Here is a 14,974-nt window from a genome sequence, read left to right on the forward strand (position 1 = left end):
GATTATGACCGATTCCGTAACGAATTCCTCTGCAAAGACTGCGCCTAAGAAAAATTACTTTCCCGCTTTGGATGGCCTTCGCCTGTTGGCTAGCGTGAACATTGTGCTGCTTCACTTGGCCAGTTCCAATGCCCTTGGCTACTTGGCTGACTATAAATGGCTGATGCCTATTCTTAGCGCTCCTGCGTTTGCTGCTGGTATTTTCTATGTGCTGGCAGGTTTCCTTTTTGCAAGTAAGTTTAGCGATCCCGACCGTCGCATTCCTGTTATCCCCTTTATGTTCGGTCGCATTTCAAAACTGTACCGCCTTCACTTCTTTATGACCTTGCTCATGTTCGTGGCCATGATCGTGAAGTTTAGCGGATACACCCATTTGCCGGGCTTGAGTGAAGTTTCAGATTGTGTGAGCAAGGGCCTTGCCAATATGACGCATCCCTGGCGCAGCTTGATTTTGCACTTGACTTTGACATGGTCCATTGTTCCCGATCTGGGCATGAAACTGAATGAACCTTCCTGGTCCCTTACCAGCTTCTTCGTCTGTTATGCCATTACGCCCTGGTTTAGCCGTTGGCTGTTCAAGCAGAATAATCGTACTCTCTGGATTCTTTTTGGCACGCTGTTTATTCCGGGAATTTTGTGGGCCATTTTCTTTGGCTTTAGCGGAAATCTTTGGTTTGATGGCTACGGCGCCAAATACCGTTTCTTCCACATTTTTGCTCCGGTCCGAATTTTCGAATACCTTTTCGGCATGGTCCTTTTCAGATTGTACAATGAAGGTTGCTTTGACTACCTGAAAAAGAATTTTGTCAGTGGCATAGCCCAGTTTGTGGTACTTGCCGCCATTTACGGAAGCCTATTTATCATGAGTCCCAAGGCCAATCCTGGTTGGAACTATTTTGCACACCATTCCGTTCCGGTGATGCTGTACGGATTGTTCCTGGTGTCGCTTTTGAGCGGCAAGGGCTTTATGGCCAGGCTTTTCACTGTCGGAATTGTACGCAAAGTGGGCAAGGCTTCTTTCTATCCTTACCTGATTCACCTGCCGATTATGACCATTGCCTGGGGCATGTGCAACTTGAATCAGCCGGCGAATACCGTCAAGTTTATGCTGTTCGTCTATACCGTCAGCACGTTATATAGCGAATTCAAGACCTGGCGCCGTAAGAAGGCTAAGGAAAAAGGAAAGTAGGCGTGGAATTTTTCGGGCGATTTCGTGTGTTGAGTCGCTTACCGTTCAAATCAAAAATGCCGCTGTGATTGCCATCGGTTTTGCGTTTTGTGCTAATGGTGGATTTCAGTTTAGATGTTCCCGCCGACTTTTTAATAGTCAGACTTAAATCGCAGAATTCAATGGTGTAGATCCCGTTTTCGTCGGGCTGAATTTCATTGTTGTTCTGTTCGATAACGATATTGTCATCGGCAGTAAAACCGGATTCCTTCAGGAATTCTTCGTTCAATTTTACCTTGAGAGGAATGCTCTTGGGCATATGCGGGTGGGGCATTTCCCAACTGATCTTGTACTCCTTATCGTTTGCGGTACCTTCTGCCTTATCCATTATAAAATGTGCTTTATGGTAGGCGCCTACCGTGCTAAATGGGGCTACCCACAAGTCATTCTTTAGGGCGCGTTGAAAGGCTTTCTTTATGGCTTCGGGGGTGATGCTCATACCGCCTTCATCTGATACGCCGTGGTTCAACAGAACTAGCCAGGAACCTCCCTTTACCTGAACGTCCCACGGATTTGCATTTGAAAAATCGCCAATGAATGCGGCTGTATCTAACGCTTCTAGAAGTTCTGTGTCCGCCGTTTCCGAAGAATTCCAGACTCGGGAGGCCATGCCTAACCATTCCGGTTCTACATCCCAGTCGTTTCGCCCATGCCAGCCGCAGTCGCGGTTAATAAAATGATGCTGGTTGATTTCGCCAGATACTTTTTCGTTGTTGGCGCAGAAGGGTGTGGCGTGGGAAGTGATGTTGATTTCGGCTCCGTTTTCGGCCATGACTTTTTCGATTTCCGTAGCGAAATCAGTAATTTCCGATTTTAGCTTGGCGTCATCTTGATCGGGGAGTTGCAAATGGTTGTCGGTATGGTTGCCGATTTCGTTGCCCATGTTGGCCAGTTTGGCGAAACCTGCACCGTTTTGCCTAAGGCTGTTTCCGCCCATGTTTGAAAGGAAAAAGGTCACCCTGACGTCTGGCATTTCTTCCAGGATTGGAGTCAGGTTCTTCACCTGATTTTCCATGGCGTCGTCAAAGGTGAAACTGGCGGCGCCGACATGGCCGTTCCAGGGGACTGTAGTGAGAGGGGGCACGGCCATACTAAAACTCGTTAATCCTAAAGTGGCGATGAGTGTTCTCACCGCCGATTTCGCTAAACTCTTTTTTGCCATAAGTCAAATCCAAAACGTTTCTTCAAAATTAATTTAAAGTTTTGGATTGGAGGTGCTGTTGTTCTCTAGTGGATGACCTTTCTTACCTTGGCGGCGAATCCAGGAGTCTTTGAGATGATGATGTAGGGGCCCTTGGGCATAAAATCGGGGACTTTGAATTCGGTAATATTACCAAGGCGTCTTCCCTTTGCATCCAGGAGGGTGTACGTTGTGTTTTCGGAGAAGGGATCGTCTTGTGTTCTAAGGTCGGAACGAACCATGTAGGGCTTGGTGTCGGGAGTCTTGGAGGAGCCGTGGATGGTTGCCTTTAAAGAAGTGAATTCAAGAATGAAAATTCCGTCTTCATCGGGGTAGATTCTTTTACCATCCTGTTCGATGTAGATGCTCGCATTGTTGCCGAAATTTTCTCTGACGAAAGTTTCGTTTATGACGACCTTGAGAGGAATGCTTTTGGGCATATTCTTGTGGGGCATTTCCCATGTGACGGTAAGATTGTTTCCATCGGCAACGGCCTTGGCGGTATCCAGGGTAAAGTGGGCGCGGTAGTAGGCCCCGACTGTGCTAAAGGGGGCAACCCACATATTGTTTTTTACGGCACGTTGAATGAATTCCTTCATCAGATCCTGGGTGATATAACCTTCTCCAAGATCGGCGATTCCATGATTGAGAAGAACCAGCCAGGAAGGGACCATGGCTGAAGCATCGATAGAGTTGAGGAAATCTTCTTCGGCGTTGGGGGTGGTGTACCAAACCTTGGAATCCATATTGCTCCAGTTGGGTTCCACATTCCAGTCGTGTTTACCCGGTCCGCCTGCACTGCGATTGATGAAATGGCGGTCATCAATGACGCTAGAAACAATGTCGTTGTTTTGACTGTAGGGGAGTGCGTGGGATGTGACGCTCACTTCAGCTCCATAAGAGCCCATGATTTGCTCCAGTTCCCCGGCAAAATCGATAATTTCTGATTTCAGGGAGGATTCTGCAATGGAGGTGAGGTCGAAATGGTTGTTGGTATGGTTGCCGATTTCATGCCCCTGTTTTGCAAGTTCAGCGTATGTGGGGCCAAAGTAGTCAAGCAGGTTCATACCCATATTAGTAAGGAAGAATGTCACCTTGACTTCGGGCATATCCTCGAGAATCTGGGAAAGAGGCTCTGCCTGGTAGAATCCGTCATCGAAGGTAAAGCTGGCCGCGCCAGAATAGCCATTCCAGGGGACTGTTACGAAGGGGCTTTTGACGGAAGCTGCTGAAGCAAGCCCGCAGATTACGGAAATCCCTAAAAATGCTTTTTTGATGATCCTGTTCATAATTTTCTTCCATTCCTAGGGAACAAAATACGATCTCAGGATGTTTTTTTTTCAAAAAAATTTCATTTCCAATATTACAAGATGTAAGGAAATTGTCATATTGTATGGATTCTGTTAATACGGTGTATTAACAAATGTTATAATTGGCCCGCTATGAGAAGAGATAAATTGGCTATATCTATTAATGGTGGTGGTGCGCTGGGCATTGGTCCGGTTGCGCTGATGTGTGAAATTGAAAAGAAGCTTGGGGAAGGCTGGATTTCTAAGAATGCTGCCGCTTTTGGTGGTACCTCTACCGGCGCTATCGTAGCGGCTTGCCTCGATGAGGGAATGTCTGCAGAAAAGATCCGTAAGTTCTACCGCGATAACTTGAAGGATATTTTCAAGAAATATTCCTTGTGGGAACGCATTAAGGATCTTAAAAAGCCGACTTATAATCATGCACGCTTGAAAGAACTTCTAATGGACTGCATGAAGGGTAAGTGCAGCGATTGGGAAAAACCGATTTTCATTCCCACAACTCGACTCAATGGTAAAAAGTCTGTAGAAAAGGTTTGGGACAGAGGCGATGCCGATGTGGATAAGTGGTTCGCGGTTCTTTCGTCCACTTGTGCTCCTACCTACTTTGATGTTGAAAAGCTTGGAGATACTTGGTATGCCGACGGTGGCATGTGGGCAAATTCTCCCATTGCGGTTTTGAATGCAGGCTTGAAGAGAGCTGGTTTCCGCGACGATTACCGTATCCTTACCTTTGATACTGACATGGATATGATGGTTCGCGTTGAAGACAACCAGACCTTGCTTGGCTGGGGTAGCTACGTGCTTAATGAATGGGTTGCCCGTTCTGGCAAGAGTAGCGATTACGAAGTGATGGCTGACATTGGCCGCGAAAATGTCCATGTGCTTTCGCCGTCTGCAAATGGTAAAAAATACAAGTTGGACGATGTTGCCGATGACAAGCTGGATGAACTTGAAAAAATCTGGCGTGGTTATTTCACGGAACATGAAGAACAAATCATATCCTTCTTGCAAAACACCTAGAGATGACGGCATTGTCATTAAACACGGCACTCCCTTGGGGGTGCTTTGTTTATATTTTTTGGCATGAAAAAAGCTTTCTTGATTTTTTTATTCTTGAGCGTCTTAGCAGCTGCCCTAATATCTTTGGGAAGGAACTTGTCTAGTTCTTCGTTTGAAAATGCAGATGAATTGCATCCCTCTGTATCGAATGAGCACTACGACGATGTTGCAACAGCCGCAGATACGGCGAGAATAAAAATTTTAGGTTATGACAGAGATGGAAATGGTGTAAGGGATGACCTGGATTCTCTAATTGATGCGAAAATTCCAGACAGTCCTGAAAAGAGAGCCGCTTATCGCTATCTGGCTCGGGCCATACAGAATCAGTGGAACGCCTTTTATGAAAATCCGCAAATGACATATGAGGAAATGCATCCCTATGCAGTTTTTACCTCTTTGGGAATTGAACTTATTGGAGAGCTTAATGCTGAAGTAAATCTTGATTTTAGTCTTTTTGAAGCCAGTTTACTAAATACATTGGAACGGGTTATGTTTAGCGATGAAATTGACAGAATCTTTGTCGGAAAATATTTGCCTGTAGCGGTAAAATCAGATCGGCAATATTCCGATTTGGTATCCTTAGGAATGGGTGCGTTTAATGAAATTTTAGAACAAGAGAGGATGAAATAATGCGAGAAATTTTTTTGAGAAAGAGCAGAATTTTATTCGCATTTTGTTCGCTCATGTTGGTCTCGTGTGTTGATCCTTATAAGTGCGCTAATGAAATTAATACAAATTAAATTACGGTGATTAGCGTAATTTCAACAAAGCCGGTCAAGTCTGTTAAAGCATATATAGGCGACAAAGTTCTTTGCGAAGGCGTTAACGAATTACTCTATAGAAAAAATAAGGAAGAATTCCTAAGTTGGACGATGTTGCCGATGACAAACTTGATGAACTTGAAAAAATCTGGTGTGGTAATTACAAGAATCATGAAGAAGAAATTATCTCCTTCTTGGAAAACATCTGAAACGACAGAATTAAAAACTGCGGCATTCCCTTGGGAGTGCCCTTTTGCTTAAAAAATTATAGTTTGTATAGGAACTTAATTCGGAGGTTGCATGTCGTCAGAAATCAGAGTCTATAAGGGCCATTACACCAGCGGAACTGCAAAATGGACCTTTGCGGATAATCGTTTATATTCTGGTCACTACGCCAGTGGCACGGCGGAATACTGCTTTGACAATGGAAAGATTTACAAAGGCCACTACGCCAGTGGAACAGCTGTTGCAAACTTTGACCGTAACCGAATCTACAACGGACATTATGCCTGCGGTTCCTCCGAATGGTGCGTTGACGGAAACCATATTTATGCAGGCCATTATGCTAGCGGCACCGCCAAGTATTGTCTGGATGACGGCAAGATTTATGCTGGTCATTACGCCAGCGGTACGGCAGTAGCCTGCGTCGATAGGCCCAACGATTTGCCTCTCTATGTATTGGCTTTTGTGGCGACGCTGTTTTAAGTGATGCTTTATGAAAAAGTTGTTGCTATTAATTGCTTTGCTTGTGTTTGCCTGCAGCGATTCTGGCGATCAAGACCTTCCACAAGGCTTTGATTACCGTGAGTATGTGGATCATGAAAGTTCCACATGTAAGGTTTTCATGCATAGCGAGAACGTTTTCCCTTATTTAAGCCTTTTGATAAATGAGGATTACATAACTGTTGGTGCATTTGGTGGTTTTAGCTCTCGATACTACTACAAAGAATATCCCTTGAATATTCAACCTCGATTACCTAGCAGGGAACACCCCCTGAAAGAGGAAAAACGGTATGTGCTGCTAGAAAAGAATTCAAGTAAAGACCCGGGACGTTTTGTGTGGGCTGTTCATAATTCGTTTAACGGCAGGCCTCGTTTGGACTCTGCTACGTTTATCAAGTATATGGCGGTTGGTGAAGGTCCAGACGGTTTGTCTCGTCCTAGTGAACAATCACTTTTTCTTGTGACAGAAAGTGTGGTTGCTCCTCTTTCTGTTTTCGATGCTGTTGGCCTTGAACTTAAACGGACTCGTTCAAAAATTGATCAAAAATTTGATGAAGAAAAACGAATGGAGTCTATTAACCTGCGCATAGATGTCTTTTTAATTTTGGACCCAACACTTTCTGACGATCAGTTACTTCGCGATGTTGTAAAATACCGTCCTTTGCTAGCCTCTACAAAGGAACTCTTTCCCGATGTAAGAATTCATTTGCGGGATACGATCGCAAGTCGTTTTAGATCTGAAGAAAAACTAGTGAAATTCATGTACCAGCTTTACGGGGCTCTTGGTCTTGAACTGCAAAAGGAACGTGAGCGCTCAAAAGATTATTGCGTTTCCAGGGAGCAGATAGAAAACTTGCATAGTTTTGATAGCATTTCTCGGGGTTTTTAAGGGGTGTCCCCTTAGGGGTGGGGGTAGCGTAAAATTTTGCGCCGCCTGCTTTTGGGGGTGAATTGCGCAAAAGTTGAAGCGAGGGGGCGGCTGCCCCCCTTTTTTATTTTCTAATTGGCAAGCTACGCTTGCATTTAGTACGGCTCAATCATGCCATTTCACGCAAGCGTGAATGTCACGATGTTCGCCTTTTGCTAAATTTACGCCCGTATTTAATAGGGGGCTGTATGCCCCGAGGTAAACAATGGCAAAGTTATTCCGCGAAGTACAAAAGGAAGAAACATTCCCGCAAATCGAAGAGCGCGTGCTCGGATTGTGGGATAAGGATGATAGCTTTAAGAAGTCTCTGGACAGCCGTCCGGAAACTGCACCCTATACTTTCTACGATGGCCCTCCGTTTGCAACGGGCCTTCCGCACTATGGTCACTTGCTGGCTGGTACCATCAAGGATATCGTTCCCCGTTACTGGACCATGAAGGGCAAGAAGGTTCCCCGCGGTTTCGGTTGGGACTGCCACGGTCTGCCTATTGAATCTCTGGTGCAGAACGAACTGGGCTTGGCTGGCGTTGCCGAAATTCAGAACCTGGGCGTAGATAAGTTTAACGAAACCTGCCGTAGCAAGGTTCTGAAGTACACCGGTGAATGGCGCAAGACGGTTCGTCGCATGGGCCGCTGGGTGGACTTCGACAAGGGCTACAAGACCATGGACAAGAACTTCATGGAATCTGTGTGGTGGGTGTTCAAGCAGTGCTTCGACAAGGGCCTCATCTATCAGGGCTACCGCATCCAGCCGTACAGCCCGGCTCTTGCAACTCCGCTTTCCAACTTCGAAACCAACCAGGGCTATAAGGACCGTCAGGACCCGTCCTTGACTCTTATCTTCCCGCTGGTTTCCGACGACGCTAAGTTTGCTGGTTCCAACATCCTGGTTTGGACCACCACTCCTTGGACTCTTCCTTCCAACTTCGCTATTGCAGTGAAGGCTGACGCCGAATACGTTTGCGTAGAACAGGACGGCAAGAAGTTCTGGGTCATGGGTACACGCGCTGGCGCTTACTTCAAGCAGCCCAACATTGTGGACAAGTGCATGGGTTCTGACCTTGCTGGTCTCAAGTACGAAGCTTTGTTCCACATTAGCGACGCTTACGCCACCGCAGAAGAACTGGCCAAGCGTTATACCATCTACGTTGCCGATTTCGTTAGCGACGAAGACGGTGCCGGTGCTGTGCATATCGCTCCTTCCTTCGGTGAAGAAGACTTCCAGCTGGGCGCATCTCTTGGCCTGGGTCTTTTTGACCCGCTGGATACCGAAGGCAAGTTCACCGACAAGGTCCCCATGTGGAAGGGACTGGGTGCAAAGGAAGCCGACAAGAGCATTATCGCTTACCTCAAGGAACAGGGCCGCGTGTTCAAGCACGAAACCTTCGTTCATAGCTACCCCCACTGCTGGCGTACCGGCGTGCCTCTGCTGTACCGCGCCCTCAAGACTTGGTTCTTGAAGATCGATGGCGAAGTTACCAATGCAGAAGGTGTCACCAAGACTTTGAAGGAATGGATGGTCGAAAACAACCAGACCGTGAACTGGGTTCCCGACCACATCAAGAGCGGCCGCTTCGGTAAGTGGATTGCCAACGCCCGCGACTGGAACCTTTCCCGTAACCGTTTCTGGGGTACCCCGATTCCTGTATGGATTGCTGACGACGGCGAAATGATCGCTGTGGGCTCCATCAAGGAATTGGCAGACCTTACTGGCGAAACTCTGGACGACTTGCACAAGCACTTCGTGGACAAGATTGTCATCAAGAAGGACGGCAAGGAATTCAAGCGTACTCCGGAAGTGTTTGACTGCTGGTTCGAATCTGGCTCCATGCCTTATGCTAGCCGCCACTATCCGTTTGAAAACAAGGAACTGGTTGAAAAGAGCTTCCCGGCTGACTTCATTGCCGAAGGCCTTGACCAGACTCGTGGTTGGTTCTACACCCTGACTGTTCTTTCTAACGCTCTGTTCCAGAAGCCTGCCTTCAAGAACGTGATCGTGAACGGTATCATCTTGGCCGAAGACGGTTCCAAGATGTCCAAGTCCAAGAAGAACTATCCGGACCCCAACGAACTTATCGAACGTACCGGCGCTGACGCTATCCGCCTGTTCCTCATTAACTCTGCTGCACTGAAGGCCGAAGACCTGCGCTTCTCTGAAGAAGGCGTGAAGGGTATCGTGAAGCAGGTGATGCTCCCGCTGTGGAACGCCGTTAGCTTCTTCGTAAGTAACCACAATGCCGACGCCGCCAAGGGCCAGCTGAACTGGAATCCGGGTGAAGTGGTGAAGTCCGAAAACGAACTGGACCGCTGGATGCTTGCAACCCTGCAGGATCTGGCCGCCAAGGTCGAAGTGGAAATGAAGGCTTACCGTTTGTACAACGTGGTGCCTGCAATCATCGCCGCTGTGGATGACCTGACTAACTGGTACGTCCGTCGTAGCCGCCGCCGTTTCTGGAAGTCTGAAAACGATGGCGACAAGAATGCAGCTTACGCTACCATGTACAAGGTGCTGGTGGACTTCAGCAAGATTCTTGCTCCGTTCCTGCCGCTCCTGGCCGAAGAAATCTACCAGATTCTCGTTCGCGAAGTGGATGCCAACGCACCTGTTAGCGTACACCTCTGCGAATTCCCCAGCGCTGACGAATCCTTGAAGGACGAAGCTCTGGTGCAGCGTATCGCAATGGTCCGCGGCATGGTGGAAATGGGCCGTGCAATCCGCGCTACGAACAACGTAAAGAACCGTATGCCAATTGCTAGCATGACTGTGGTGCCCCACGGTGCCGTAGAAAAGGATGTGGCAGAAACCATGAAGGACCTCATCCTCGAAGAACTAAACGTTCGCGAAATGAAGTTCCTGGAAGACGAAACTGTTCTGGTGAAGCTTACCGCAAAGCCTAACTTCCTGGGCATCAAGGCCAAGGGTCCTGAATACGCCAAGAACATGAAGGTCATCTCTGCAAAGCTTAACAGCCTGAGCGCTGACGAAATCAAGGCTTTGCAGGGTGGTGAGACTATCAAGTTCGAATTTGGCGAAGTGGGTGCAGACTGCCTCATGATCCAGCGCATTGTGCCGGAAGGCCTTGCCGTGGATGCTGACAGCCACTTTACCGTTGCTCTGGACCTGAACGTCACCGACGACCTGCGCCGCGCTTGCGTCGCCCGCGAATTGGTGAACCGCATCCAGAACCGCCGTAAGGAACAGAACTACACCATCACTGACAAGATCGAAGTGACCTTGTTCTCTGACAGTGAAATGTTCAAGCAGGCTGTTGCTGAAAACGAAGCTTACATCATGGGCGAGACACAGGCTGTTAAGCTGACCTGGGCTGCCGCCGCTGATGGCCTCGAAGCTAACGACGCTGACGGCGAAGCTTTTGCATTCACGACCGTTAAGGTTAGGTAGGTCCCGAAGATATTAATGAAAGATCCCCGCATAGAGTGTGGGGATCTTTGTAATTTTCATTTTTGCTTGGTGTTGCATATGCCAAATTTTGAATTACAACAGCAACCTAAATATCCAATAGTAACTTTAGATACGGATACCCCAATAAAGGATCAGCGATTGCAGCAGCTTTTGACGCAATATGGATGTATGACATTGTGTGTTCGGTCTTTAGAGGGTGAGACGAAAAGAGGAGGTTTTTTCTTTTGCTTGAAAAAAGATGCCTCTGTCAACCAGATTGCTTTAGAGTCGATGGAAGGTGAACTTATAGATTATTTCTCCCTACCTAATTTGGTTCGTTTTGTAAATCATGTTGCGGGTTTGATGTTTGACTCTGAAGTTTTAAATTTCTGTCAACAAAAAATAAATTTTAAACAGGATCGATAAAGTCAATAATTTTTTTTGGCTTAATGTCCGTTTTTATTTTTTTTATTTCTTTGTTTTTTAATTTGTATATAGTAGATTTGTATTTATCTGTCATGACAATACACTGAGTTAAATTATTTGTGATGTAAAAAGATGTTTCGTGAAAAATTTTTTTGTTTAGTTTGGAAGACAGTAAAAAAGCTGTATGATTCTTTTTGAATCCATAAGTGTTGCCATTTTCTTTGAGGGAAATAGAATTCATTCCTAAATGTTTTTTTTCCTGAGCGATGATTTTGAAACCTAGGAAGATTATTTCCTCTTTGAATAAATTGTATTCATTTTCCGTGTCGATGAGTTCTGCTGTTTCTTGAGGCGAATAATTGAATCCGTCTGCTTTTGTTTTAATTCGGGTTAATTTCCCGTAATTACCTTGTTCTTTAGAATAAATCCCTTTTTTGCAGGTGATTGCATATCGAATGTCGAAACCTTGATAACCTTCTCCTAAATCTTGCGGGGGGTTATTTAACCAGTAAGTGTCTCGCAGTGAAGCTAGCGAGTAGGCGTGGAAAATGAACACTTTAAATATTTTGGGGAAGGAATCCCATTCTATGTTTTTGTTTTTTTGATCAACCCAATCCCATAAGCAAACGATTACAAAATCACTGCTAGGATCTATATCTTTTTTTAAGGTGTCGAAGTTTGCTGATTTCTCTTCAGCTTTGCATTGAAGACATTTAATTTCGAACCTTAGGTATCTGTTGCCGCTGTTGTCTCGTACTTCGAGATCGGGAAATCTATTGGCAACGACATAGCTCAAAAAGATGTTGTGAACATTTGACTCATGAAATAAATCATTTGAAATCCTTGCTAATTCAAATTCAATGAGAACGCCCATGCGGGTTCTTACATCAGTGAGGTTTCTTTCATTTGTTGGAATTTTTTCGTTTTGATAAAGAGCGAATCGTTTAAGAAATTCTTCATTGTTAAAACGCGTGGTTATTTCCGGAAAATATACGGTTCTTAACCACCTTGATAGCTCTACGGCGCTGCGTTTTTTGAACAAATATTGAGAGATTTCATTTTTATTCATAAATCAAATTCCCGACATGATATTAGCGATGGTGGTCAAAGAATTTTTTTCGAGTATTTCTGCTTCTGCAAGAAGTAGAGCTGCTTTTTCTTTTAATTGTTTAATAGATGCTTTTGCTGTGTTCATCGATGTTATGGCGTTTTTTTGAATTTGTTCCGGAGGTACTGGAATTTTTATATTTCGTAAATCTTTGCCACTGATTCTTGGTCTGCCAATGCCTGTAATGCATCCCATAATTTGTCCGTACACGAAATCTGATCTCAATATTGCACATAAAAGATCCGAATCGATAATGTTGTTTCCGTTTTTATCTTTTCGAATTTTTAAAATGGTGCATTCCGATGATGCGTAACCTCCGTCTTCATATTTCATAACGGCACATTTCCTTAATGCAGGACGCATTTTGGAAAAAATAATATCTCCGACTTCATAACGCTTCACGGAGCTTTTTATAGATGCTGTTGGCGTTGGTGTCCTTGTTGCTTTTCCTGTGTAGGATTCTATATTGGCGAGACCTGTGAATTGTATTGTTGAAAATTCTGACTCTGTTGACGGAATTAAAGTTTCATTCCTTTCCTCGCAAACTTCAACAAGAGGCAATAGTTTGAAATTGCTTTTATTTAAAAGTTCTTTGCTGTGATTTCTAAAAGGATGATGATATGCGTAATCAAGTCGTAAAGAATTATCTTCTTTGAAATCTAAAATTGTTGAAAAACAGTTGTCACAAATCTTTTTCCCTGAATTGAAATTTTCCCATTGATGGACTATTGAGCATAAATCACTATTGAGTTCTGTAGTTCCGTTTTCACGATAGTTGTAATCATCATCTCCGTTATTTTTTCTTCCGATATTAAATGATTTTGCGTAGAATGTTTTTTCCCGATTAATGATTTTTTTATTTTTTTGTAAAAAAAGAATGGAAGTGTTTACTGTTGCGTATGGCATGAATGCTGTTTCAGGAAGATCGATTATTGCCAGTATTTGAAAATGTGATAATATGTACTGCCTTACGTCTATATTGGAGTTTGCGTTTAAAACACTCTGGTCTATAATGATTGCTGCGTAACCCTTATCTTTAAGGAAATTCCATACTTGTTCGATGAATAGAATGCCTCGTCGTCTAGAGTTGCGCTCTTTTCCGAGAAGGTAGTGGTTTAGAATGGATGGGTCTGTATAATCGCTTCCGAAAGGAGGGTTTGTTAGAATGACATCGATTTTCCCGAAAAATTTTTTCGCTTCTTGGCCTAAGCTTCCTCCGAATTTCATATGCTTGATTGCATAATGCTTGTTACCATGAAGGAGTAGATTTAAATTGGAAATCCATGCGAGTCTTTCGTCGACTTCAAAGCCGAGAAGATTTGCGTTGCAGTTTGCTTTGCTCGCTTGATTTAAGAAGCCTGCTGTTCCGCATGCTGGATCGCAAATTGTGCCTTTTAAATGACTTTTGAATATTTTAACAATGAAGTCGACAATTTGATATGGTGTGAAAAATTGTTGATTGTCGTTTTTGTCAAAAACGCCTCTGATGGCGTCTTCGTAAGCAAGCCCCTTTACATCGCAGCTTGTTCCATTTAAGTTTAGACAGGATAACTCCTTGCCGCATTTCCACAAAGCGGACTCTGATAACTGTATTTTTGAAAAGGAATTGATTTTGATTCCCAAATTTGATATTGCGTCCTGATAATTATTTTGTACACGAATGGAATAAGTGGATTCGTTTTCAAATAATTGCTGGAAAAAAAGATTAGAACCCTCTTTTTCTGCGATCATTTTGAGAAATAAAAGCTTTGATATTTCATCGAATCTTGTAATAGTGTTGCTGTCGGAATCTTCGTTTCTGATGATGTTATGCAATTTGTTAATCAAGCTTTTTATTGCTTTGGTGTCTACTTTTTTTTCGCGTAAGACTGATTCAGTTTCGGTTGTTGCGTTCATGTCGTTCTTTATTTTGATGATTTCGTTTAAATCGTATGTTCTGTAACCGTTTAGAGGATTCCTTTTTGCACACAATTTTTTGTCTTTGTCCCAGTTCCTTAAGGTGGCTTTGCTGACGCCTAGAAAAGATGCTGCTTCTGTCAATGAAATTTTACCGCTCATGTTTTGTAACCTTTGAACATTATTAAAGGTTAATATATTTTTTTTAGTTAAACTTGTCAATACTGTACGTTTGTTGATTAATGCGTTAGGGATAGTTACCCGTATGGGCGGAGACTTTAGGCTCCGTTGCGAAGCAATATAGCCCGACCCCACGGAGTGGGGGAACGCCCAAAAGAAGAACTGAACGTTCGCGAAATGAAGTTCCTGGAAGACGACAACCATGCGAGGCGAGTGCCGCGACCAAGCTTGCTTGGGCATGGCCGAGCCGAAGCGGTTGGCACGAAGTGCAAACCGTTCTGGTGAAGCTTTCTGCAAAGCCTAACTTCCTGGGTATCAAGGCCAAGGGTCCTGAATACGCCAAGAACATGAAGGTCATCTCTGCAAAGCTTAACAGCCTGAGCGCTGACGAAATCAAGGCTTTGCAGGGTGGTGAGACTATCAAGTTCGAATTTGGCGAAGTGGGTGCAGACTGCCTCATGATCCAGCGCATTGTGCCGGAAGGCCTTGCCGTGGATGCTGACAGCCACTTTACCGTTGCTCTGGACCTGAACGTCACCGACGACCTGCGCCGCGCTTGCGTCGCCCGCGAATTGGTGAACCGCATCCAGAACCGCCGTAAGGAACAGAACTACACCATCACTGACAAGATCGAAGTGACCTTGTTCTCTGACAGTGAAATGTTCAAGCAGGCTGTTGCTGAAAACGAAGCTTACATCATGGGCGAGACACAGGCTGTTAAGCTGACCTGGGCTGCCGCCGCTGATGGCCTCGAAGCTAACGACGCTGACGG

The 14,974-nt window shown here is 44.9% G+C and carries 13 protein-coding genes; 9 read left to right on the forward strand and 4 right to left on the reverse strand.

The features are described 5' to 3' along the window. The first annotated feature begins 4 nt into the window (after positions 1-4). A complete protein-coding gene (locus B7992_RS10250; RefSeq protein WP_073157492.1) occupies positions 5-1,189 on the forward strand; it encodes an acyltransferase in 1,185 nt (394 codons plus the stop codon). Here B7992_RS10250 and B7992_RS10255 read toward each other — a convergent pair. Beyond that, complete coding sequence (locus B7992_RS10255) at positions 1,170-2,318, reverse strand: polysaccharide deacetylase family protein (protein WP_176421914.1); 1,149 nt, start codon at positions 2,316-2,318, stop codon at positions 1,170-1,172. The two genes, B7992_RS10250 and B7992_RS10255, sit on opposite strands and share 20 nt — an antisense overlap. Positions 2,319-2,455: 137 nt before the next feature. Continuing rightward, positions 2,456-3,697: a polysaccharide deacetylase family protein gene (locus tag B7992_RS10260; RefSeq protein ID WP_088666218.1), complete on the reverse strand. Its 1,242-nt coding sequence runs from the start codon at positions 3,695-3,697 to the stop codon at positions 2,456-2,458. Positions 3,698-3,865: 168 nt separating this feature from the next. Here B7992_RS10260 and B7992_RS10265 point away from each other — a divergent pair, with 168 nt between their 5' ends. The 7 genes from B7992_RS10265 (at position 3,866) to B7992_RS10290 (ending at position 11,018) form a co-directional block, all read left to right on the forward strand. Next, positions 3,866-4,738, forward strand: a complete 873-nt coding sequence (locus B7992_RS10265) for a patatin-like phospholipase family protein (protein WP_073233302.1) — start codon at positions 3,866-3,868, stop codon at positions 4,736-4,738. A gap of 63 nt (positions 4,739-4,801) precedes the next feature. Next, on the forward strand, positions 4,802-5,407 hold the full coding sequence (locus B7992_RS10270; protein WP_088666219.1) for a hypothetical protein: 606 nt from the start codon (positions 4,802-4,804) through the stop codon (positions 5,405-5,407). Between the two features lie 116 nt (positions 5,408-5,523). Then, positions 5,524-5,799, forward strand: coding sequence for a hypothetical protein (locus tag B7992_RS16370; protein ID WP_141100440.1), 276 nt, complete (start codon positions 5,524-5,526; stop codon positions 5,797-5,799). A gap of 39 nt (positions 5,800-5,838) precedes the next feature. Continuing rightward, complete coding sequence (locus B7992_RS10275; RefSeq protein WP_088666220.1) at positions 5,839-6,243, forward strand: hypothetical protein; 405 nt, start codon at positions 5,839-5,841, stop codon at positions 6,241-6,243. Positions 6,244-6,253: 10 nt separating this feature from the next. Next, a complete protein-coding gene (locus tag B7992_RS10280; RefSeq protein WP_141100441.1) occupies positions 6,254-7,150 on the forward strand; it encodes a hypothetical protein in 897 nt (298 codons plus the stop codon). 244 nt (positions 7,151-7,394) lie between these two features. Further along, on the forward strand, positions 7,395-10,592 hold the full coding sequence (ileS, locus tag B7992_RS10285) for an isoleucine--tRNA ligase (protein ID WP_088666222.1): 3,198 nt from the start codon (positions 7,395-7,397) through the stop codon (positions 10,590-10,592). Positions 10,593-10,607: 15 nt separating this feature from the next. Beyond that, on the forward strand, positions 10,608-11,018 hold the full coding sequence (locus B7992_RS10290; RefSeq protein WP_088666223.1) for a hypothetical protein: 411 nt from the start codon (positions 10,608-10,610) through the stop codon (positions 11,016-11,018). Here B7992_RS10290 and B7992_RS10295 read toward each other — a convergent pair. After that, on the reverse strand, positions 11,002-12,087 hold the full coding sequence (locus tag B7992_RS10295; RefSeq protein WP_088666224.1) for a hypothetical protein: 1,086 nt from the start codon (positions 12,085-12,087) through the stop codon (positions 11,002-11,004). The genes B7992_RS10290 and B7992_RS10295 overlap by 17 nt on opposite strands. 3 nt (positions 12,088-12,090) lie before the next feature. Beyond that, positions 12,091-14,184: an N-6 DNA methylase gene (locus tag B7992_RS10300; RefSeq protein WP_176421915.1), complete on the reverse strand. Its 2,094-nt coding sequence runs from the start codon at positions 14,182-14,184 to the stop codon at positions 12,091-12,093. Between the two features lie 284 nt (positions 14,185-14,468). Here B7992_RS10300 and B7992_RS10305 point away from each other — a divergent pair. After that, on the forward strand, positions 14,469-14,974 hold a 506-nt coding region (locus B7992_RS10305; protein WP_254917679.1), incomplete at its 3' end, for a DUF5915 domain-containing protein.

The organism is Fibrobacter sp. UWH1 (genome assembly GCF_002210365.1).
Classification (GTDB): Bacteria; Fibrobacterota; Fibrobacteria; order Fibrobacterales; family Fibrobacteraceae; genus Fibrobacter.

Bases quoted from the DNA above. Each gene is read 5' to 3' on its own strand.
- B7992_RS10250 (WP_073157492.1), top strand. From the start codon at position 5: ATGACCGATTCCGTAACGAATTCCTCTGCAAAGACTGCGCCTAAGAAA.
- B7992_RS10255 (WP_176421914.1), bottom strand. From the start codon at position 2,318: ATGGCCGTGCCCCCTCTCACTACAGTCCCCTGGAACGGCCATGTCGGC.
- B7992_RS10260 (WP_088666218.1), bottom strand. From the start codon at position 3,697: ATGAACAGGATCATCAAAAAAGCATTTTTAGGGATTTCCGTAATCTGC.
- B7992_RS10270 (WP_088666219.1), top strand. From the start codon at position 4,802: ATGAAAAAAGCTTTCTTGATTTTTTTATTCTTGAGCGTCTTAGCAGCT.
- B7992_RS10275 (WP_088666220.1), top strand. From the start codon at position 5,839: ATGTCGTCAGAAATCAGAGTCTATAAGGGCCATTACACCAGCGGAACT.
- B7992_RS10280 (WP_141100441.1), top strand. From the start codon at position 6,254: ATGAAAAAGTTGTTGCTATTAATTGCTTTGCTTGTGTTTGCCTGCAGC.
- ileS (WP_088666222.1), top strand. From the start codon at position 7,395: ATGGCAAAGTTATTCCGCGAAGTACAAAAGGAAGAAACATTCCCGCAA.
- B7992_RS10290 (WP_088666223.1), top strand. From the start codon at position 10,608: ATGAAAGATCCCCGCATAGAGTGTGGGGATCTTTGTAATTTTCATTTT.
- B7992_RS10295 (WP_088666224.1), bottom strand. From the start codon at position 12,087: ATGAATAAAAATGAAATCTCTCAATATTTGTTCAAAAAACGCAGCGCC.
- B7992_RS10300 (WP_176421915.1), bottom strand. From the start codon at position 14,184: ATGAGCGGTAAAATTTCATTGACAGAAGCAGCATCTTTTCTAGGCGTC.